Origin of the sequence: Halomonas kalidii, assembly GCF_030010475.1 — a bacterium.
Classification (GTDB): domain Bacteria; phylum Pseudomonadota; class Gammaproteobacteria; order Pseudomonadales; family Halomonadaceae; genus Halomonas; species Halomonas heilongjiangensis.
In genome coordinates this window covers 36346-56218 of sequence record NZ_JASCQN010000002.1, presented here as the reverse complement: position 1 = coordinate 56218, position 19873 = coordinate 36346, and the positions used below count along the sequence as shown (strand labels likewise).

The 19873-nt window shown below is 68.5% G+C and carries 20 protein-coding genes; 7 read left to right on the top strand and 13 right to left on the bottom strand.

Annotation, left to right across the window (positions count from 1 at the left end; translation table 11 throughout):
• Nucleotides 1-126 precede the first annotated feature (126 nt).
• Both csiR and QLQ85_RS00275 read left to right on the top strand, forming a co-directional pair.
• Nucleotides 127-813, top strand: coding sequence for a DNA-binding transcriptional regulator CsiR (gene csiR, locus QLQ85_RS00280; protein WP_282737188.1), 687 nt, complete (start codon nucleotides 127-129; stop codon nucleotides 811-813).
• Between the two features lie 180 nt (nucleotides 814-993).
• Nucleotides 994-1206, top strand: a complete 213-nt coding sequence (locus tag QLQ85_RS00275; protein WP_282737187.1) for a hypothetical protein — start codon at nucleotides 994-996, stop codon at nucleotides 1204-1206.
• Nucleotides 1207-1224: 18 nt separating this feature from the next.
• Here the strand turns inward: QLQ85_RS00275 and QLQ85_RS00270 are convergent, their stop codons facing one another.
• From QLQ85_RS00270 to QLQ85_RS00260, 3 genes are read right to left on the bottom strand one after another with little or no spacing between them, the layout of a single operon-like run.
• Nucleotides 1225-2166, bottom strand: coding sequence for a 5-oxoprolinase subunit C family protein (locus tag QLQ85_RS00270; protein ID WP_282737186.1), 942 nt, complete (start codon nucleotides 2164-2166; stop codon nucleotides 1225-1227).
• Entirely contained in the window at nucleotides 2163-2897 is a 735-nt protein-coding gene (gene pxpB, locus QLQ85_RS00265; protein WP_282737185.1) for a 5-oxoprolinase subunit PxpB, read from the bottom strand. The genes QLQ85_RS00270 and pxpB overlap by 4 nt, the downstream gene beginning before the upstream one ends.
• Nucleotides 2894-3649 carry a 5-oxoprolinase subunit PxpA gene (locus QLQ85_RS00260; RefSeq protein ID WP_282737184.1) on the bottom strand — a complete coding sequence of 252 codons (756 nt, stop codon included), beginning with the start codon at nucleotides 3647-3649 and terminating at the stop codon, nucleotides 2894-2896. Before QLQ85_RS00260 ends, pxpB begins: the two co-directional genes overlap by 4 nt.
• Before the next feature lie 228 nt (nucleotides 3650-3877).
• On the opposite strand from QLQ85_RS00260, the gene QLQ85_RS00255 reads away from it, so the two are divergent.
• The 4 genes from QLQ85_RS00255 to QLQ85_RS00240 all read left to right on the top strand — a co-directional run bounded on the left by QLQ85_RS00255 (nucleotide 3878) and on the right by QLQ85_RS00240 (nucleotide 7352).
• On the top strand, nucleotides 3878-4882 hold the full coding sequence (locus QLQ85_RS00255) for a TRAP transporter substrate-binding protein (RefSeq protein WP_282737183.1): 1005 nt from the start codon (nucleotides 3878-3880) through the stop codon (nucleotides 4880-4882).
• Between the two features lie 67 nt (nucleotides 4883-4949).
• Nucleotides 4950-5501, top strand: coding sequence for a TRAP transporter small permease (locus QLQ85_RS00250; protein ID WP_282737182.1), 552 nt, complete (start codon nucleotides 4950-4952; stop codon nucleotides 5499-5501).
• Nucleotides 5502-5517: 16 nt separating this feature from the next.
• A complete protein-coding gene (locus QLQ85_RS00245) occupies nucleotides 5518-6816 on the top strand; it encodes a TRAP transporter large permease (RefSeq protein WP_282737181.1) in 1299 nt (432 codons plus the stop codon).
• Nucleotides 6817-6833: 17 nt separating this feature from the next.
• Nucleotides 6834-7352 (top strand): winged helix DNA-binding protein, encoded by a 519-nt coding sequence (locus QLQ85_RS00240; RefSeq protein WP_282737180.1) that lies wholly within the window; start codon nucleotides 6834-6836, stop codon nucleotides 7350-7352.
• Between the two features lies 1 nt (nucleotide 7353).
• On the opposite strand, the gene QLQ85_RS00235 is transcribed toward QLQ85_RS00240, so the two are convergent.
• The 8 genes from QLQ85_RS00235 to osmF all read right to left on the bottom strand — a co-directional run bounded on the left by QLQ85_RS00235 (nucleotide 7354) and on the right by osmF (nucleotide 17036).
• Complete coding sequence (locus QLQ85_RS00235) at nucleotides 7354-9207, bottom strand: protein kinase domain-containing protein (RefSeq protein WP_282737179.1); 1854 nt, start codon at nucleotides 9205-9207, stop codon at nucleotides 7354-7356.
• 6 nt (nucleotides 9208-9213) lie between these two features.
• Entirely contained in the window at nucleotides 9214-10824 is a 1611-nt protein-coding gene (locus QLQ85_RS00230) for a dihydrolipoyllysine-residue acetyltransferase (protein ID WP_282737178.1), read from the bottom strand.
• Between the two features lie 45 nt (nucleotides 10825-10869).
• Nucleotides 10870-11847, bottom strand: a complete 978-nt coding sequence (locus QLQ85_RS00225; protein ID WP_282721881.1) for an alpha-ketoacid dehydrogenase subunit beta — start codon at nucleotides 11845-11847, stop codon at nucleotides 10870-10872.
• Between the two features lies 1 nt (nucleotide 11848).
• Complete coding sequence (locus QLQ85_RS00220) at nucleotides 11849-13063, bottom strand: thiamine pyrophosphate-dependent dehydrogenase E1 component subunit alpha (RefSeq protein ID WP_282737177.1); 1215 nt, start codon at nucleotides 13061-13063, stop codon at nucleotides 11849-11851.
• Nucleotides 13064-13263: 200 nt separating this feature from the next.
• Nucleotides 13264-14001: an ABC transporter permease gene (locus tag QLQ85_RS00215; RefSeq protein WP_282737176.1), complete on the bottom strand. Its 738-nt coding sequence runs from the start codon at nucleotides 13999-14001 to the stop codon at nucleotides 13264-13266.
• Between the two features lie 7 nt (nucleotides 14002-14008).
• On the bottom strand, nucleotides 14009-14953 hold the full coding sequence (locus QLQ85_RS00210; RefSeq protein WP_282737175.1) for an ABC transporter ATP-binding protein: 945 nt from the start codon (nucleotides 14951-14953) through the stop codon (nucleotides 14009-14011).
• A complete protein-coding gene (locus QLQ85_RS00205; protein WP_282737174.1) occupies nucleotides 14950-16116 on the bottom strand; it encodes an ABC transporter permease in 1167 nt (388 codons plus the stop codon). Before QLQ85_RS00205 ends, QLQ85_RS00210 begins: the two co-directional genes overlap by 4 nt.
• A gap of 8 nt (nucleotides 16117-16124) precedes the next feature.
• Entirely contained in the window at nucleotides 16125-17036 is a 912-nt protein-coding gene (gene osmF, locus QLQ85_RS00200; RefSeq protein ID WP_282737173.1) for a glycine betaine ABC transporter substrate-binding protein OsmF, read from the bottom strand.
• Nucleotides 17037-17128: 92 nt separating this feature from the next.
• Between osmF and QLQ85_RS00195 the strand changes: the two genes are divergently transcribed.
• Nucleotides 17129-18103: a DUF1853 family protein gene (locus QLQ85_RS00195; protein WP_282737172.1), complete on the top strand. Its 975-nt coding sequence runs from the start codon at nucleotides 17129-17131 to the stop codon at nucleotides 18101-18103.
• Between the two features lie 9 nt (nucleotides 18104-18112).
• On the opposite strand, the gene QLQ85_RS00190 is transcribed toward QLQ85_RS00195, so the two are convergent.
• Nucleotides 18113-18436, bottom strand: a complete 324-nt coding sequence (locus QLQ85_RS00190) for a helix-turn-helix transcriptional regulator (RefSeq protein ID WP_282737171.1) — start codon at nucleotides 18434-18436, stop codon at nucleotides 18113-18115.
• Nucleotides 18433-19779: a type II toxin-antitoxin system HipA family toxin gene (locus QLQ85_RS00185; RefSeq protein ID WP_282737170.1), complete on the bottom strand. Its 1347-nt coding sequence runs from the start codon at nucleotides 19777-19779 to the stop codon at nucleotides 18433-18435. Before QLQ85_RS00185 ends, QLQ85_RS00190 begins: the two co-directional genes overlap by 4 nt.
• Nucleotides 19780-19873: the final 94 nt, after the last annotated feature.

Below are 19873 nucleotides of genomic sequence, written 5' to 3'. Positions count from 1 at the left end.
GTCAGGGCACCCCAGCAGAATATCCATCATTCGGCCGAGTTTCCATTATCTGGCGGAAGTGGCCACGATTATCGCTAGTACCGACAATCGGGTATCATGGCAAGCGAATCAAGGAATGGCGACATCATGGAGATCACCCCTCGACAGAACCTGGGCATCAGCGCCTATCACTGGCTCAAGCGCGACATCATCCGCGGCGTCTTCCAGCCCGGCGAGAAGCTGCTGATGAGCCGACTCAAGGAGCGCTACGACCTGGGCATCGGCCCCCTGCGGGAGGCCCTCTCGCAACTGGTGGCCGAGCGACTGGTGGTCGCCATCAGTCAGCGCGGCTACCGGGTGGCGCCGATGTCGCTGGCCGAGCTCGCCGATCTCTACGACGCCCGCGCCCAGCTCGAGGCGATGATGCTGCGCCTGGCCATCGAACGCGGCGACGACGCCTGGGAAGCCGCCATCCTTGGCCGTGCCCATACGCTGGCCAAGGTGATGGAGGTGAACGGTCCCGACGAGTTGCTGGACATCTGGGATGCCCGCCACAAGGACTTTCACACCGCCATCGTCGGCGGCTGCAATTCCCCCCATCTGCTGCAGGTACGCGAGACCCTGTTCAACCAGGTGGAGCGCTATCGGCATCTCTGGCTGCGCGAGACGGTCTTCTCCGACGAGGCCCTGGAGCGCAAGCGCCAGGAACACGCAGCACTGGTGGATGTCATCCTGGCCCGCGACGCCGATCGCGCCACCGTGATGATGCGCGAGCACCTGATGACCCCCGTCCCCATCATCACCGAAGTGATGCTCAGCCGAGGCCTGGCCTGAGCCGCCGGTTGACGCCACTCGTCCGCGAACGACCTCGATTGTCATACCCACGTCATCGCCGGGTATGAAACTGCTCCACAGGCAACGCCGAGGCAATCGGCGGTGTTAAACTCAGAACGACACCCGGTGCGCCATCGAGACGCGGCGCCTGCCGAAGGCCAGCCCCCGGAGGAACGACCCATGCCTCACCTGCTGCGATTTTCCCGTGATCTCGAGGCCCGCCTCGAACGCCTCAGCCAGCAGACCGGGCTGAGCAAGGCCGAACTGATCGAGCGCTGTGTCAGCGACGGCGTGGCGTCTCTCGAGACGCAGCTGCTGCTGGAGAGCGTCGGCACTGCCCGTCCCGAGCGCTCCATCGATCAGCTGTTGCGCGAGAGCGGCCTCGGTGCCTGAGCCCGCGCATCACACGACTCACGCGAAGACGGCGCGAAAGCGCCGGTAGTCGGCCAGCGCGCGTTCGCGGGCCACCGGCGCCAGGCGAACCTCCTGGCCCGGCAGGCACTGGGCCAGGCGGCTGGCGGCCAGTGGCGTCAACGCCCCCAGCCGCGGGTAGCCGCCGATGGTCTGGCGATCGTTGAGCAGCACGATGGGCTGGCCGTCGGGCGGCACCTGGACCGCCCCCAGGCCGATGCCCTCGGAGATCAGCGACTCGATGCGGCACTGGAGACGCGGACCGGTCAGGCGTACCCCCATGCGATCGGCGCGATCATCCACTCGCCAGACGGCATTGAAGGCATCGAACAGGCTGCGGCCGGTGAAGTCGCCGATCTGCGCGCCGGGCAGCAGCGCCAGCCGTGCGGCTTGCCGATAGTCGGGGCGCTCGGTCGTCGGTGCCGACCGCACGTCACCCCCTCGACCGCCGCCCTCCCCGACCCGCAGCAGGTCGCCCTCGGCCAGCGTGTGTCCCAGGCCATCATGTCCCCCCAGGCCCTCGCGCACCACGCCGGCCACACTACCCAGCACCGGCTCGGCCGAGAAGCCACCGGCCACCGCCAGATAGGCGCGCAGGCCATTGACCGGCTGCGTGAAGGTCAGGACCTGCCCCTCACGGATCGCCACCGACTGCCAGCCCGGTAGCGTTTCGCCGTCGAGGGTCGCCCCGAGGTCTGCCCCGGCGACCGCCAGTGTCAGCTCGCGCTCGGCGACCAGCTCGATCCCCCCGAAGGTGATCTCCAGCGCCGTGGTGCCCCAGGGGTTGCCGGCCAGGCGGTTGGCCCAGGCCCAGCCGTGCAGGTCGGCCGGCCCGCCCTGGGTCACCCCCAGGTGACGCACGCCGAAGCGGCCGGCATCCTGCAGCAGCGCCAGGGGGCCACTACGCCTGACGCGGAAGCCGGGAACGGCTCGCTGACTCATCGCCCGGCCTCCTCGCCCATCGGCGTCGTATCGCCCCCCTGGCCCTCGAAGGTCGCCCGGTCGACGGGCACGAAACGCACCCGGTCCCCCAGGCGCAACAGGCTGAAGCCCTCGCGCTCGCGGTCGAAGAGCCGGGCCGAGGTACGGCCGATCAGGTTCCAGCCGCCGGGCGTGACCGCCGGGTAGGCCGCGGTCTGCCGCCCCGCCACCGCCACGCTGCCCAGCGGCACCCGCTGGCGCGGCGTGTCGAGCCGCGGACACTCGAGCCGCTCGTCGAGCAGCCCCATGAAGGCGAAGCCGGGGGCGAAGCCCAGGGCGAAGACCCGGTAGAGCGGCTCGCTATGGCAGCCGATCACCTCCGCTACCGACATGCCGGCGCGCTCGGCCAGCCGGCCAAGCTCCGGTCCGACGCTCGAGTCGTACCAGGTGGGGAGTTCGCGGATCTCGCCGTCCATGGTGTCGGCATCCGGGGTGAGCCCGGCGAGCACCGCCTCGAGGCGACGGCGGGCCAGCTCGGGGTCGAGCCGGAGCGGATCGAAGACCACCAGCAGCGTGGTGTAAGACGGCACCAGATCGACCAGCGCCTCGCCGAAGGCCGCCTCGCAGTCCCGGCTCAGGGCGGTGAGCCAGGGCAGGTTGGCCTCGTCGATGGTCGCGAACAGCCGCACCATCCAGGCATCCAGGCCGGCGGCCTCGAGGCGAGGCAACCCCGCGGTGACCCGTCCGGTCATGACGCCTGCTCGAGCCGGTCCAGGGCTTCGCGGATCGCCTTCACCGCGGCGATCGACTCGGGATTGTCGCCATGCACGCAGAGGGTATCCGCCACCAGCACCAGCTCGCTGCCGTCGCTGGTCGTGATCGGCGACCCGGCAGCGATGCGCCGGGCCTGGTCGACGATCACCGCCGGGTCGTGGTGCACCGCCGCCGGCAAGCGGCGCGACACCAGCCGCCCCTCGCCGTCGTAGGCACGGTCGGCGAAGGCCTCGAACCACAGCGTCACGCCATGCTGCTCGGCCAGCTCGCGCATCGCCGTGGTGTCGCGGGTGGCCATCGCCATCAGCGGCAGCCGGGCGTCATAGGCAAGTATCGCCCTCATCACCGCCGTGAGGATCCCGGGGTCACGGGCCATGTCGTTGTAGAGCGCCCCGTGGGGCTTGACGTAGCCCACCTCGAGCCCCTCGGCCCGGGCGATGCCGGCCAGCGCCCCGAGCTGGTAGAGCACCAGGTTCTCGATCTCGTCGGCGGAGCAGGCCAGGGAGCGGCGTCCGAAGCCGACCAGGTCCGGGTAGGCCGGGTGCGCCCCCACGGTGACGTCGTGCTCCCTGGCCAGGCGAACCGTACGGCGCATCACGTCCGGATCGGAGGCGTGGAAGCCGCAGGCGACGTTGGCGAGATCCACGTGAGGCATCACCTCGTGGTCGAGTCCCATCACCCAGGAGCCGAAGCTCTCTCCCATGTCGGCGTTGAGCAGCAGTCGTGGCATGGCGATCTCCCGATGATTCATGCGTCGGCCGAATCTGTAAAAACGATTTGTCGATAATTTGACAATACATCATAAACATTTAGGATGGAAAACGTTGATGTAACGTTCACCCTGCATGCGTGCCCGAACGAAAAGGCCACTATGCTCAGGATGGACCCGAGCTGGCGGTGCCGCGAGGGCATTGCCTCTCATCAGCCGACAACAAGACCTCTTGAAGGAGACTCCATCATGACTGCCAGGACACCGCTGCTGGCCGGCCTGACCTCGGCCGCCGCCCTGGGCCTCGGCCTGACCACCCTGAGCGTCTCGGCCCAGGCCGCCACCGAATGGGACATGCCCACGCCCTACGGCGACCGCACCTTTCATACCGTGAACATCCGCGAGTTCGCCGACGACGTGCGAGAACGTACCGACGGCGAGCTCGATATCACCGTGCACGCCAACGGTTCGCTGATCGGGCACGCCGAGATCAAGAACTCGGTGCGCCGCGGCATCGTGCCCATCGGCGAGCTGATCATGTCGAGGCTGGCCAACGAGAACCCGATCTACGAGGTCGACTCGGTGCCCTACCTGGCCGCCAACTACGAGGAGGCCTGGGCGCTGTGGGAGGCCTCCCGCGAGATCATCGCCGAGGAACTCGCCCAGCAGGGGCTGCGCATCCTCTTCGCGGTACCCTGGCCGCCCCAGGGGATCTACACCCAGCAGGCCGTGGCAGGGCCGGATGACCTACGCAACCTCAACATGCGCGCCTACAACACCGCCAGCGAGCGGTTGGCCCAGCTGGTCGGTGCCGTACCCACCCAGGTCGAGGTCCCCGACATTCCCACCGCCTTCAGCACCGGCCGCGTCGATGCCATGGTCACCTCCCCGGCCACCGGCGCCGACACCAAGGCCTGGGACTACCTGAGCCACTTCAACCATGCCCAGCTGTGGATTCCCAAGAACATGGTGATCGTCAGCGAGCAGGCCTTCTCCCGCCTCGACGAGGCCACCCGGGAGACGGTGCTCGAGGCCGCCGCGGCCGCCGAGGAGCGCGGCTGGGAAATGAGCCGCCAGGAGACCGACGACGCCATCGCGGTACTGGAGGAGAACGGCATCGAGGTCAGCGAGCCGACCCCCGAACTCGCCGAGGCGCTCGCCGAGATCGGCGCGACCATGACCGAGGAGTGGGCCGAGAGCGCCGGTGACCAGGGAGCCGCGATCCTCGAGGCCTACGAGGCCGCGCGTCCCTGACCCGTCCCGACCGCCCCGGTGCCCGCCACCGGGGTGTTCTACAGCCCCTCGCACAGGGTAATCCGTCATGCGTTATCGCCTCCGTCCGCTCTACGACCTGGGCGGCTACCTGGCCGCCGCCTGCCTCTGCCTGATCTGCGCGCTGATTACCGCCCAGATCCTGGGGCGAATCATCGATCGCCTCGCCACCCAGGTGGGCGGCGATCGCATCGGCCTGGCGATTCCCGGCCTCTCGGAGATCTCAGGTTTCCTGCTGGTCGGCGCCACCTTCCTCGGGCTGGCCTACACCTTCGTCCACGGCGGCCATATCCGCGTGACCCTGCTGATCGGCCGGCTCCCGCCCGCCGCCCGGGTCTTCTTCGAGGCGTTCTGCCTGACCGTGGCGCTGGCACTCTGCCTCTACCTCGCCTGGAACCTCTACTGGCTGCTCGAGGACAGCATCGCCTTCAACGAGACCTCCTATGGCCTGCTGAGCATTCCGCTGTGGATTCCCCAGACGGCGATGCTCGCCGGCGTGGTGCTGTTCTGCCTGGCGCTGCTCGAGACCTGGCTCGCCACGCTGCATGCCGCCGTGACCCGGCCATCCGCCTTCACCATCGACGACAGCGGCCACGAGTGAGCCCCGGAGACCGACCATGCTCCTGATGATGACGATCCTCTTCGCGGTCCTGCTGCTGCTGCTCGGCAGCGGTGTCTGGGTGGCCTTCTCGCTGCTCGGGCTCGGCTGGCTGGGCCTCTCCCAGTTCACCTCGATCCCCACCGGCGACGTCATGGCCACGAACATCTGGGGCTCCAGCTACAGCTGGGAGCTCACCGCCCTGCCGATGTTCATCTGGATGGGCGAGATCCTCTTCCGCTCGAAACTCGCCGACGACATGTTCACCGGCCTGTCGCCCTGGATGCAGCGCATCCCCGGGCGACTGTTGCACACCAATGTGGTGGGCTGCGGGCTGTTCGCCGCGGTTTCCGGCTCCTCGGCGGCGACCTGCGCCACCATGGGCAGGATGACCATCCCCGAGCTCACCCGCCGCGGCTATGACGAACGCCTGGTCATCGGCACCCTGGCCGGCTCGGCCACGCTGGGGCTGCTGATCCCGCCCTCGATCATCCTGATCGTCTTCGGGGTGGCCACCGACCAGTCCATCGCCCGCCTGTTCGTGGCCGGCATCTTGCCCGGCCTGCTGCTGATCTCGCTGTTCGCCGCCTACCTGATGCTCTGGGCCTGGCGCTTTCCCGACCGCGTGCCACCCGCCGAAGCCGGCCTGCCGCTGAGCGAGAAGTTGCGCCGGGCGCGCCGGCTGATTCCCATGCTGGGCCTGATCATCGGGGTGATCGGCTCGATCTATACCGGCCTGGCCTCGCCCACCGAGGCTGCCGCCGTGGGCGTGGTGCTCTCGCTGCTGCTGGCCAAGGTCCAGGGCACCATGGGCCGCCTGGTATTCCGCGATGCCCTGCTCGGCGCGGTGCGGACCTCCTGCATGATCGCCTTCATCCTCGCCGGGGCGAGCTTCCTCACCGCCGCCATGGGCTTCACCGGCCTGCCACGGGAACTCGCGGCCTGGATCGCCACCCTGGGGCTCTCGCCGTGGATGCTGCTCGCGGCGCTCACGCTGTTCTTCGTGCTGCTGGGCTGCTTCCTCGACGGTATCTCGGTGGTGGTGCTGACCACCTCGATCATGCTGCCCATGGTGGAAGCCGCCGGCATCGACCTGATCTGGTTCGGCATCTACCTGGTGATCGTGGTCGAGATGTCGCAGATCACCCCGCCGGTGGGCTTCAACCTCTTCGTGCTGCAGGGCATGACCGGGCGCAACATCCTCAGCATCGCCTGGGCGGCCATGCCGTTCTTCTTCCTGATGATGCTCGGCGTGGTGCTGATCAGCCTCTTCCCCGGCATCGTCACCTGGCTACCGGAGGCCATGGGCAACCGGTGATGCGCAAGGAGTCCCAGATGACCAACCAGTACACGCCACGCGGGCCCATCGTCTCCTCGGAGCACCTGTCGCGCAGTGCCCAGGAGCTCTCGGAGTTCGAGTTCGGCCTGATCATCGCCGGCCACGCCTTCAACCGCTGGATGGTGCGCTGCATGACCGCCACCGGCTATCCCGAGCTCGGCTCGCTGGACGTGCTGGTGTTACACAGCGTCAATCATCGCGAGCGCGCCAAGCGCCAGGCCGACATCTGCCTGGTGCTCAACGTGGAGGACACCCATACGGTCACCTATGCGCTGAAGAAGCTCGGCCGCCTGGGCCTGGTGACCGGCGAGAAGCAGGGCAAGGAGACCTTCTTCCGCACCACCGCCCAGGGCCGCGAGGCGTGCGGCCGCTATGCCGAGATCCGTGAGGCCTGCCTGATCGACTCGCTCTCCTCCATGGGCATCGAGCGCGAGGAGATGAGCCGCCTGGCCGGGATGCTGCGCGCCCTGTCCGGGCTCTACGATCAGGCCGCTCGGTCCGCTGCGTCGCTGTGACTCAGGGCTCCCGGCCCGGGCCCGCCGCCGCCTCGGCCAGCACCGCGCGGGGGTCGCGGGGATAGAAGCGCTCCGGCTGATGCTCCACATGGGGGAAGAAGCGGGTGTCCTTGTAGGGCATCTTCATGAAGCCCGACACGCCGAGCCCCTCGATCAGGCCCACCGCGGCGAGGATGTCCTCGAGGCGGCGCCGGAACTCCGCCTCCCGGGAGGGATCGAGCAGCCGGTAATAGCTGTGGATCTTGAGGTGCTCGGGTAGCGCCTCGAAGATGATCATGCCGGTGTGATGGATGTCGTTGAGCGCCTCCAGCGAGGTGATGATCGCCTCGGGCAGCACCAGAAACTCCTCGGGATCGGGGCCGTCCTCGAAGTAACTGTGCAGCCGGCTGCGATCCTCGAGCTCGGGTACCGCGCTGACCTCGTAGGCCAGGCGCATCCCCGGTTCGATCGCGAAGGGACGCTCCGGCCCCTCGCGGTCCAGGTGCAGGGTGTCGCGGGCGTTGAACAGGCAGCTCTTGAAGATGCCCTGGCGGTAGATCGCCCGCGCCAGGTGCACCATGTTGTTCACCGCGGCGACGAAGGCCGGTTTGAGCGACGGGTCGTGGAGGTTGAGCGAGGTGTCGATATAGACGCCGTCGACCTCCCAGCGCACCGCCAGCCCACCCACCACCGGGTAGCGACCCAGCCGACTCACCGCGGCGAGAAAGGCCTTCTCGGTCTCGCCCATGCCCTGCATGAAGTTCTTGTAGTAGCGATCGAGCTGGACGTCGTTGACGTCGTTGAGCGTCTCGCGCCCACCCTCCTCGCGCAGGAACTCCTTGCGCGAGCTGTAGACCACGGTGTCGATCTCGCGGCTGGCCGGTCGCCCCCACACCGGGACCAGCGCGGTCGGCGGTGGCTCGGGCAGGTCGAGCATCACCAGCCGCGCGAGCCTGGGCATCTCGCGGATGAAGTGATCGCCGGCCTTCATGCGCACCCGCGGGTCCGGATCGAGCAAGCCATCGAGCATGCGGGCGAACTCCATGGGCAACCCCAGGGAGGTCGCGGGAATGGCCCGGTGGCCGAAGCGACAGGACTGCGCCGAGGCCAGGGCATAGAGGGTGCCGGCGGCCCCCTGCTCGTCGAAGCGCGGCGACGACAGGGCGCCGTTCAACTGCTCCTCGCCGATGAAATAGACGTCGCCCAGGCGGGCGTTGGTCTGCTGCAGGTTGTCCGACATCAGCTCCATGACGTTGGCCGCCACGAACTGCTGGTTGGCGTCGAGCTGGGCGAACACCGAGGAGCCCCAGTCGATCAGGGCGATGCTCTCGGTGGCGGCATCGAACACCAGGTTCGAGGGCTTGATGTCGCCATGCACCACCGGCTTGCCCGCCGGGCCCGACTCACGCCTGAGCCCGCGCAGGATATCCGCCAGCTGGTCGGCGATACGCACCACCAGACGCGGCGACAGGCGCCCTTCGCGCAGCGAGACCTCCTCGAGATTGAGGCCCGGGGCGCGCTGCATCACCAGGATCGACTGGTGGCGCACACGCTGGTAGGCGATCAGCTTCGGCACCCGAGGGTGGACGACCTGCTCCAGCATGAACGCCTCCTCCTCGAGGCGGTCCTGCAGGTGCTGGGGCAGGTTGACCCGGGTGAACTTGAACACGTACTCATCGCCCAGGGCCGTCACCCCGGCGAAGACGAAGCCATACGCGCCCTTGCCGATCAGCTCGATGTCCCGGTAGCCCAGCTGCTCGAGCTGGGCCTGACACAGCGCCACCCACTCCTTGAGCTTGCGGGCGTCGTCGTGGCTGAGCAGGTAGATCGACTGCTCTTCCGGGATATAGAACTGCTGCAGTGGCGCATGGGACATGTCGCTTCACCCCAGATGCAACAGCATCGTCTCCGGCGCTTCCAGGTATCCCTTCCAGGCGTTGCAGAACCGCGCGATGGTGCCGCCGTCGATGATGCGATGGTCGCCGGCCCAGGTGACCGTCATGATCGCCCGCCGGGTCACCTCGCCGTGGGCGTCGAAGCGTGGCAGCCACTGGCTCTTGCCGATGGCGACGATGGCCACCTCGGGCGCATTGATGATCGGCGCGGCGTAGGTGCCGCCCAGGGCACCGATGTTGGAGATGCTGATGGTCCCCCCCTTGAGGTCGGCCTGGGCCACCTTGCCTTCGCGGGCATCGCCGGTCAGGCGCTGGATCTCGCGGGCCACTTCGAGCAGGGTGCGCCGCTCCACGTCCTTGACGTTGGGTACGATCAACCCCGAGCGGCTGTCCACCGCCATGCCGATATTGACTGCAGGCAGGTAGTGGATCTCGCTGGCGTCGTCGTTCAGCCGCGCATTGAGGATGGGCTCCTCGCGCACCGCCAGCGCCATGGCCTTCATGAAGAAGGGCATCAGCGTCAGGCGCGTGTCTGCCGCTTCGGCCGCGGGCTTGAGTCGCTCGCGCAGCGCCAGCAGCTCGGTGACGTCGATCTCCTCGCCATACTGGAAATGGGGAATGGTCGTGGCCGCCTCGACCATGCGCCGCGCCATCACCGCGCGGACGCCGCGCAGCGGCTCGACACGGACCTCGCCGGCAACCGACGCCTCGCGGCCGCCCGGCGCGGTGACCTGCTGGCCGGGCTCGGCCGTCGCGTGCCCGCCCGGCGCGGGGACGCCCTCATCGAGCACGCGCAATACGTCCTCCTTGAGCACCCGACCGTCCTTGCCCGATCCCGGTACGGTTTCCAGCGCCAGGCCGTGCTCGCGCAGCAGGCGACGCACCGCGGGGCTGGCGGGAATGCGGCCATGGGGCCCGCGCCCGCCGGTGGCGACCGGTGGGGCAGACGCCGTCGGCGCGACACGCTCCGTCGGACGCCCGGTCGTCGCTGCCGGCCTGGCATCGGCCTCCCCGGCCTCCTCTGCCTGCGCCGGCACATAAGCGAACAGCGGCGCATGCACCTTGGCGATCTCGCCCTTGGGCACATGCAGCCGGCTGATGGTGCCCGCCTCGGGGGCGGTGATCTCCACCATGGCCTTGTCGGTCATCACATCGACCAGCGGCTGGTCCTCCTCGATGGCGTCGCCCTCGGCGACCCGCCACTCGACCACCTCGCACTCGACGATGCCCTCGCCGATATCGGGGAGGATGAAGTCCCTGGCGGCGGCCACCGCGGCAGACGACGGTTCCGCCCCGGCAGGCGCCGGCTTGCCCACGGCAGCGGTCTGCCGCTCGTCCCGGGGTGCCGCGGCTTCCGCCTCGCCTTCGCTCTCGTAGGCAAACAACGGCTCGTGCACCTTGGCGATCTCGCCCTTGGCTACGTAGAGCCGGGTGATCCGCCCCGCCTCCGGGGCGGTGATCTCCACCAGCGCCTTGTCGGTCATCACCTCGACCACAGGCTGGTCCTCCTCGATGGCGTCGCCCTCGGCGACCCGCCACTCGACCACTTCGCATTCCACGATACCTTCGCCGATATCGGGCAGCATGAAGTCACTCATCTCGCACTCTCCTGTCCTGGCTCTCGCCTGTCCGGATATCGGTCGTCAGTAGGCCAGGGTGGCCTTGATCGCCTCGAAGATCTTCAGATGATCCGGCATGTACTCCTTCTCCAGGGTCAGCGGGAAGGGGGTATCGAGGCCGGTCACCCGGGCAATCGGCGACTCCAGGTACAGGAAGCAGCGCTCCTGGATGGTGGCGGCGACCTCCCCCGCGAAGCCGCCAGTCAACGGCGCCTCGTGGGTGATCACCAGGCGGCCGGTCTTGAGCACCGACTCGACCACGGTGCCCTCGTCCCAGGGCAGGATGGAGCGCAGGTCGATCACCTCGCAGGAGATGCCCTCCTTCTCGGCGAGCTCGACGGCGCGGTCGATCACTTCCAGCTGGGCGCCCCAGCCGAGCACGGTGACATCGGCGCCCTCCTTGGTCACCTCGGCCTCGCCGATGGGCAACTGGTAGTCCTCCTCGGGTACCTCGCCGGTGGAGGCGCGGTAGAGCCGCTTGGGCTCGAAGAACAGTACCGGGTCGGGATCGCGGATCGCCGAGAGCAGCAGCCCCTTGGCCTGGTAGGGATTGCGCGGCACCACGATCTTGAGACCGGGTGTGTGGGCGAAGTAGGCCTCCGGCGACTGGGAGTGATAGTGGCCGCCGGAGATCCCGCCGCCATAGGGGGCACGGATGGTCAGGCCACCGACATTGAACAGGTCACCGGAGCGGTAGCGGAACTTGGCCGTCTCGTTGACGATCTGGTCGAAGGCCGGAAAGATGTAGTCGGCGAACTGGATCTCGGCCACCGGCACCGAGCCCTGGGCGGCGAGGCCGTTGGCAAAGCCGATGATGCCCTGCTCGACCAGCGGCGTATTGAAGCAGCGCGCGCGGCCGTACTTCTCCTGCAGATGACTGGTGGCACGGAAGACCCCGCCGAAGAAACCCACGTCCTCGCCGAAGCAGATCACCTTCTCGTCCTCGGCCATGGCGATGTCCAGGGCGTTGTTGATGGCCTGCAGCATGTTCATCTTCGGCATCTCATTCCCCTCCCTTCACGGCGGCGTCATCGCCGGCGACCACGTCGGGATCGAGTGACCGCGCGCCCCTCGGATAGGCGTCAGGGTACTTGCGGATATGGGTCTTCAGATGGTCGAGCTGACGCTGCAGCGCCGGGGTGACGTCCGCATAGACGTCGGTGACCAGGGTGTCGAGCGATGGCGGCGGTCGCTTCTCGGCACGCTTCATGGTCTCCAGCACCTCGCGGCGCAACCGTTCCTGCAGTTCCTTCTCCTCGTCCTCGCTCCACCAACCCTGGCCGACCAGCCAGTGCTGCATGCGCAGGATGGGATCCTTCTCGCGCCAGGCCTCCTCCTCCTTCTTCGAGCGGTAGCCCGAGGGGTCGTCCGACGAGGAGTGGGCCGCCAGGCGGTAGGTCATGGCCTCGATCAGCACCGGCTGGTTATCTTCCACGGCGATGCGACGGGCTTCCCGGGTGGCCTGGTAGACCGCCAGGATGTCGTTGCCGTCGACACGGATCACGTGCATGCGATAGCCGAAGGCCCGGGGCGCCACGCCGTCGGCGGCGAACTGCTCGACGGCGGGGGTGGAGATGGCGTAGCCGTTGTTGCGGCAGAAGAAGATCACCGGGACCTTGTGCACCGCCGCCATGTTGAGGGCGGCGTGGAAGTCGCCCTCCGAGGCCGCCCCCTCGCCGAAGAACACCGTGGTGCAGTGGCCGTCGCCGGCCAGCTTCTGGCCATAGGCATAGCCGGTGGCCTGGGGAATCTGGGTAGCCAGCGGGGAGGAGATGGTCATGTAGTGGAGCTTGCGCGACCCGTAGTGGATCGGCATCTGGCGCCCCTTGCCGTAGTCCAGCTCGTTGCCGAACAGCTGGTTCATGAACTCGTCGAAGGTGAAGCCGCGGTAGGCCAGGGCCCCCTGCTCGCGGTACTGGGCCATGATCATGTCGGCATCGTCGAGCGCCGCCGTGGCGCCGATCACCGCGGCCTCTTCCCCGGTGCACTGCATATAGAAGCTCAGGCGTCCCTGCCGCTGGGCGGCCATCATCCGCTCGTCGAGCACCCGGGTGAAGACCATCGCCCGGTAGATGCGCCGCGCCTTGTCGCGCTCGAGGTCGGGCGACTCGCCACCCTCGAACAGGGTGCCGTCCTGCTGCAACAGGCGGAAGGTGGGGATCGTGAACTCATCGCCGGCCAGGAAGTCCGGCGAATGGATGTCTTGTGTCGTTGTCATCGTCCTGGTCCTTGGGTAGTGGCAGGAGCTCGACTGCCCCTTGTGAGGGCAGTGTCAACTCTAATGTAGCCAGGCGCCAGAGGTTTGCTCCAGCGTACCGCCAACGCCTACTAGTTGACGTTAACGTAAAATGCCATCAAACGCATCCATCTTGCTAGCCCCGAGACGAAATACGAGTGAAAACACTACCGGAACCGAATTCACCGCCAACCCAGCAGCCGCTCGAAGGCGCTGTCGACGGTGAGTGCCAGCAGCCCGATCAGCAGCGCGCCCTGGACGATATAGGCGGTGTTGCCGTTGACGATGCCGGAGATGATGGGGTCACCGAGGTTGCTGGCCCCGACGGTGGCGCCGAGGGCGGCGGTGGCGATGTTGATGGTCACCGAGGTGCGCACCCCGGCCAGGATGACCGGTGCGGCCAGCGGCAACTCCACCTGCCGCAGTACCTGGCCCGGGCTCATGCCCATGCCGCGGGCCGCCTCGTGTACTGCCGGATCGATGCCCTGGAGCCCGGCCAGGCTGTTGCGCACGATGGGCAGCAGGCCGTAGAGCAGCAGGGCGACGATGATCGGCAGCGTACCGAAACCGAGCACCGGTACCGCCAGCGCCAGCACCGCCACCGGCGGAAGGGTCTGCCCCATGGAGGCGAACTGGGCCACCAGCGGCAGGAAATCCCGGCCGAACGGACGGGTCACCAGCACCGCCGCCCCGACGCCGGCCACAATCGCCAGCAGCGAGGCCACCCCCACCACCAGCAGGTGGCGGCCGAGCAGCGTCGGGAATCCGGCGCGCCGGTAGATCACCTCGCGCGAATCCGGCTCGAACCAGCGGAACACGGCCTCCAGCTCGGCCATGCCCAGGCTCGCCAGCAACAGCAGGCCGAGCCACACGAGGGGCAACCACCAGCGCCGCAGCCCCGCCGCGAGGCCCGGCGTCATCGCCGCCTCATTCATGGAGACGGGCCCCCACCAGGCGTCGCAGCGACAACTCCCCCACCGGCATGTCCTCGTTGTCGATCACGGTAAGCCGGTCGACGTGCTCGCGGAACATCACCGCCAGCGCCTGGCGCAGGGTGGCCTCGCGATGCACCCGGGCCCGGGCGATCAACCGTGGCGAGAGCGGCAGCATCCGCTCCTCGACCCGGGTCAGCGCCGCCTCCTTGAAACCGCGGTCGTCACCGCCCAGCAGCGAGGCGACGAAGTCGTCGGCGGGGTCGCGCAGCAGGTCGAGCGGCGCCCCCTGCTGGACGATGCGCCCGGCGTCCATCACCACCAGCCGATCGGCCAGCCGCAGCGCCTCGTCCATGTCGTGGGTGACGAAGACGATGGTCTTGTGCAGCCGCGACTGGAGGTCACGCAGCTCCTCCTGCAGCGTGTCCCGGGTGATGGGATCCAGCGCCCCGAAGGGTTCGTCCATCAGCAGGATATCGGGGTCGGCGGCCAATGCGCGGGCGACCCCGACGCGCTGGGCCTGGCCACCCGAGAGCTGATGAGGATACTTGTCGGCGAAGCTCGCCATCGGCAGCCCCAGCAGTGACATCAGCTCCTCGACCCGCGCCTGGATCCTGGCCCGGGGCCACTTCAGCAACCGCGGCACCAGGCCGATGTTGCGGGCCACCGTCCAGTGGGGAAAGAGGCCGGTGCTCTGGATGACATAGCCGATGCGCCGGCGCAGGGTCTGTTCGTCGAAGTTGCGCACCGGCTGGCCATCGAGGTGGATCTCGCCGGCGCTGTGTTCGATGAGGCGGTTGATCATGCGCAGGGTGGTCGACTTGCCGCAGCCGGAAGTGCCCACCAGGGCACAGAGTTCCCCCCGCTCGACGCGCAGCGAGATGCCGTCCACGGCGGTCTCGCTGCCGAAACGCTTGGTCACGTCGAACAGTTCGATCATCTCGCCCCTCCCGGGTGCAGTCGTTCGGTCAGGGCCCCCAGCAGCGCATCCGCCACCAGCGCCATGACGAGGATCGGCAGCGCCCCCAGCAGCACCAGGTCCATGGCCGCCTGGCCCAGCCCCTGGAAGATGAAGCCGCCCAGGCCACCGGCCCCGATCAGCGCCGCCACCGCGGTGAGGCCGATGGCCTGCACCGTGGTGATGCGCAGCCCCTCGAGGATCACCGGCAGCGCCAGGGGCAGGCGCACCTGCAGGAACACCTGGCGCCGGCTCATGCCCATGCCCCGGGCCGACTCGATCACCGCCGGGTCCACCCCCTCCAGCGCCACGAAGGTGTTGCGCACCATGGGCAGCAGGCTGTAGCCGATCAGGGCGAGCAACGCCGGCGCCCAGCCGATGCCGCGGACACCGAGGGCCGCCAGCCACTCGACGTTGGCCCCCAGCCAAGCCAGCGGCGCCAGCAGCAGCCCGAACAGCGCCAGACTGGGGATGGTCTGCAGGAAATTGAGCACGCCGAAGCCGGCCCGCTGCAGGCCGGCATGCCGACGCATGAGAAGCGCCAGCGCGACCCCGATCACCAGGCTCGCGCCCACCGCCGCCCCGACCAGGGCGAGGTGGTGCCACACCGCCGTGGCGAACTGGTCGCTACGCGCCCGATACTCCTGCAGCAGGGCCAGGGGCTCCAGCCAGGACACCAGGGCGAGCCACCAGGCCAGCAGCACCGGCACCAGCAGCGCCCAGCCGACGAGCCGCGACAGCACCAGCCGGGAGCGCAGCTCGATCAGGGCGAGCAGCAGCAGGAACAGCAGCACCCAGAAGGCCGGCCCCAGTCCCAGCCGCGCCTGGGGCAGCTCGGGATCGACCAGCCGCGTCACGGCGAGCCCCAGCCAGGCCGGCAGCGCCATCAGCAGCAGCACGATCAGTACCAGGGCGTATCGCAGCCGTGCCGGTGACGGATGCCAGGCCAGCACCGCCACCGCCAACGGCGGCAAGCAGGCGCCGAGAGTCCCCGCCCAGCCGATCACCTCATGGGCGCGAAAACCGGTCCCCGGCACGATGCGGTTGGGTGCCACGCTGACCGCCACCAGCCCCAGCCAGGCGGTCAGGGCAACCAGCATCAACAGCGGCAGCACCCGGTTGGGCCGCGGCGCGTCCCTGCGCATGTCGTCGCTCAATCGTCCAGGTCGTCGAGGAAGTCCGCCGCCACCTGGCGCGGATCGCGGCCATGGACCGCCACCTCACCGTTGAGCTGCTGCAGGGCCTCGAGATCGAGGGCCTCGAAGACCGGCGCCAGCAGCGACTCGATCTCCGGGTAGGCCGCAAGCACCTCCTCGCGCACCACCGGCGCGGGCTGATAGACCGGCTGCACGCCCAGGGTGTCCGCGAGCACCACCAGGTCCAGGGCCCCGAGGCCACCGTCGGTGCCGTAGGTCATGGCCGCGTTGACCCCGCTGGTCTGCTGGGCGGCGGCACGCATGGTGGCGGCGGTGTTGCCGCCGGAGAGCACCAGCAGCTGCGCCTCGGAGAGCTCGAAGCCGTAGGCCTGCTGGAAGGCGGGCAGCGCCTGCGCGGACTCGACGAACTCGGCGCTCGCCGCAAACTTGAACTCCCCGCCATCGGCCAGGTAGTCGGCCAGGTCCTCGAGGGTGGCGAGCGCGTGCTCCCGGGCCAGCTCGCCGCGCACGCTCATCGCCCAGGTGTTGTTGGCATTGGCCGGCGACAGCCACACCAGGCCGTTGTCGGCATCGCGCTCGCTCACGGTCGCGTAGGCGCGCTCGGCATCGTGCCAGACGTCGCTGTCGGTCATGTCGAAGAAGAAGGCCCCGTTCCCGGTGTACTCCGGGTAGAGGTCGATCTCGCCGGCCAGCAGCGCCTCGCGCACGATGCTGGTGCCCCCCAGCTGCAGGCGGTCCTGCACCTCGATGCCGCCGGCCTCGAGTCGCTGCAGGATCAGCTGACCGAGTACCGAGCCCTCGGTATCGATCTTCGAGGAGATCACCACCGGTTCATCGGCCTGGGCCATGGCAAGCGTCAGGAAGGTGCCGGCGGCCAGCGCCGCGAGTCCGTTCAGGGTGCGGTTCATGCGTACCACCCGTATGCTGGTGAATGTATCCGGAGTATAAGGCCTGTATAGCTTGGCTGTCAGACAGCGGACTCAACGTGGAAACCCCGATCATGACCCCGCCGCCCCTCGACCCGCTCGACCGCTGCCACGACCCATTGGTACGGGACCTGGCCTGGGTCCTGCTGGCACCGGACCTGCTCGACATGCCGTGGCCCGGCCGGCCGACCCGGGACGAGCTCGGGCTCGCCGACGACACGGCCCTGGCCGGCTGGCTCGATGCCCTGGAGGTGGACCCCGAGGCCCTGATGCGCCGTATCGGCGAATCCCTCAGGGGGCGCATGGGCCTCTACCACGAATGCCTCTGGCAGTTCCTGCTGGAAAGCGCCCCGGGTACCCGGCTGCTGGCCCACAACCTGCGCATCCACCGGGACAAGGTGACGCTGGGCGAGCTCGACCTGCTCTACCGTCACCGCGGGGACCCGACCCCGGTCCACCTGGAGGTGGCGATCAAGTTCTATCTCGGCCTGCCGGAGGGACCCGGCGCGCCCTCCGACCAGGCCCGCTGGATCGGCCCCGGCGGGGCCGACAGCCTGGCCACCAAGCGCGAGCACCTGCATCTGCATCAACTGCGCCTGACCGAGACCGTCGAGGCCAGGGAGGCCATCCGCGCGCTGATGCTGCCCGACATGTCCGGCACCCGCCGGGCTCCGGCGCTCCATCGCCGGCTGGCCATGCCCGGGGTGCTCTTCTATCCCTGGCACGCCTACCTGCCACCACCGCGGGAGGCCACCGTCGATCACCTGCGCGGCACCTGGCTGTTCTGGGGCGACTGGCGGCGCTTCCGCGACGGCCTGCCGCGCGACAGCCACGGCGCCTGGCTGCGCAAGCCCCACTGGCTCGCCCTGCCCCGCCCCGAGGCCCTGTTGCCCCTTCGTGACCTCGAGGCGCAGCTGGCGCAGCATTTCGCGCAAACCGGCCCGCCGGTGCAGATCGTTCTCGAACGAACGGCCGGCAGCCGGCAGCGCCTCTTCCTGGTCGACGACGGCTGGCCGCGGCAGATTCCCCTGCCCCCAAAGCCGCCGTGACCGATCGGCTCATCCGCTGGCGCCGTCGTCCGCCCCGAGCAGCCGTTCGAGCAGCGCCGACTGACGGGGGATCAGCCCGACCCGCAACCCGAGCGGCCGGTAGACGCGATTCATCACGGCGAGCGAGACGTTCCCCTTGTCACCCTCCATGTCCGACAGGGTGCGGCGACTGACGCCGACGAGGCGCGCGTAGTCCTCCTGGGAGAGTCCCAGCACCTCGCGGCGCAGGGTCCGAAGCAGCCGCCCTTCGCTGATCTCACCGGCGAACAGCTGCCGTGTCAGGGACACCAGCCTGGCTTCGCGCTCGTCCGGCGTATGTTCGCGACGCTTCATGCCAGCCCCCAACGCGCGAGCCGCTCATCCAGCGCTGGCAACCCGACGGCCGGCATGGTCAGGATACGCTCGGGCACTCCCCGGTCCCGCAGACGATCCCCGAGGCCCACGAGCCGTGCCGCCGTGGCCATGAGCTCATCCAGCATCCGCGCGGGGGACGCCAGGTCGGCCAGTGCCTCACTGATGGCATGCCAGTCGAACTCACCGCCCTCCTCGAAGGGCGAGCCCCAGCGCGTGGTTCTCGTCACGCCCTCCGGGTCGGCCTTCATGGGCGCGAAATCGAAGACGGGAGAGTGCCAGATCCCTTCGGGTCGCTTCAGCAAGGCCGCGTTGCGTCCGTGATTGTCCGAGTTGCCGAAGGCAACATTCAGCAGGTCGCGCTTGACCCATTCGATGACGAAGGCTTCCCTGTCGAAGGCCTCGTCGAGTTCCACCACGCGATACTGGGCTTCGAGCAGCTCGACCAGCCGCCGGATCACGGTGAAATGGTTCAGGTGGGTGCCCGGAGCGGCCCCGACCAGGGCATAGATGGATTCCAGTCCGCAGCGCACCAGGCCCCCCGGACGCATCTCGACGTCGAAGCGCGGCAACCACAGCGACGGGTAACGCTCGCCCTCGATCAGGCGCATGGCGGCAGTATCGATGGTGTCGACGCCGAGAGAGGCGAGTTCCTGATAGTAGTGATACTCGGCGCGCAGGATGTCACAGTCATCCTGGCTGCGGCGCGCCCGGGGAAACTTCACCAGGTAATGCGGATCGGGCTGCCGGGGATCGTCCTGCCAGGTGTCGATCCAGACCTGCTCGTCCTGCCCCAGGCGCAGCAGCAGCTTCGGGGCCTCGCCACCGGCGCCGGTGGCACCGCCACTGGCCGCCCCCATCTGCTGGGCATATTCGAGGAAGTCCGCATGCCGCTCGACGACATCGGCCAGAGCGAAGCGCCGTTGAGGCAATCGCGAACCGGCAGGCGCCGCCGGCACGGCTTCCTTGATACGCAGGTTGCCGACCGGGGCGATGGTGCCGTACCTCAGCAGCGCCATGTCCTGCTGGCCGACCGGCACGTCCTGGAGGCCGAGGTGCTCGACCCAGTAACGACGGCTGGCACCGGCCGGCATGATGTCCTCGAGAAAGCCGAACCAGCGTGGGGCCTGGTGCTTCATCATCAGCTCCACCGGCAGCGTCAGGCTGCAGGCATGCTCATCGTCGCGGAACATCCACGCCAGTGCATGATCCTGCAGGTAACCCAGCCGGACCCGGCCCCGGGTGCCCCGATCCGGTTCGGGGAACTCCAGCACGGCGGCATCCTGCCAGCGATGGGCGAGATAGAGTTGCAGCGTCAGTTGCATGGCCGGCCATTGATGTGAGTTATTCTGCTCATATTATAGCCTGCTCGACAAAATTGAGAAAAATAATTCCCCAAAAAAGCGCTTTCGACCATTT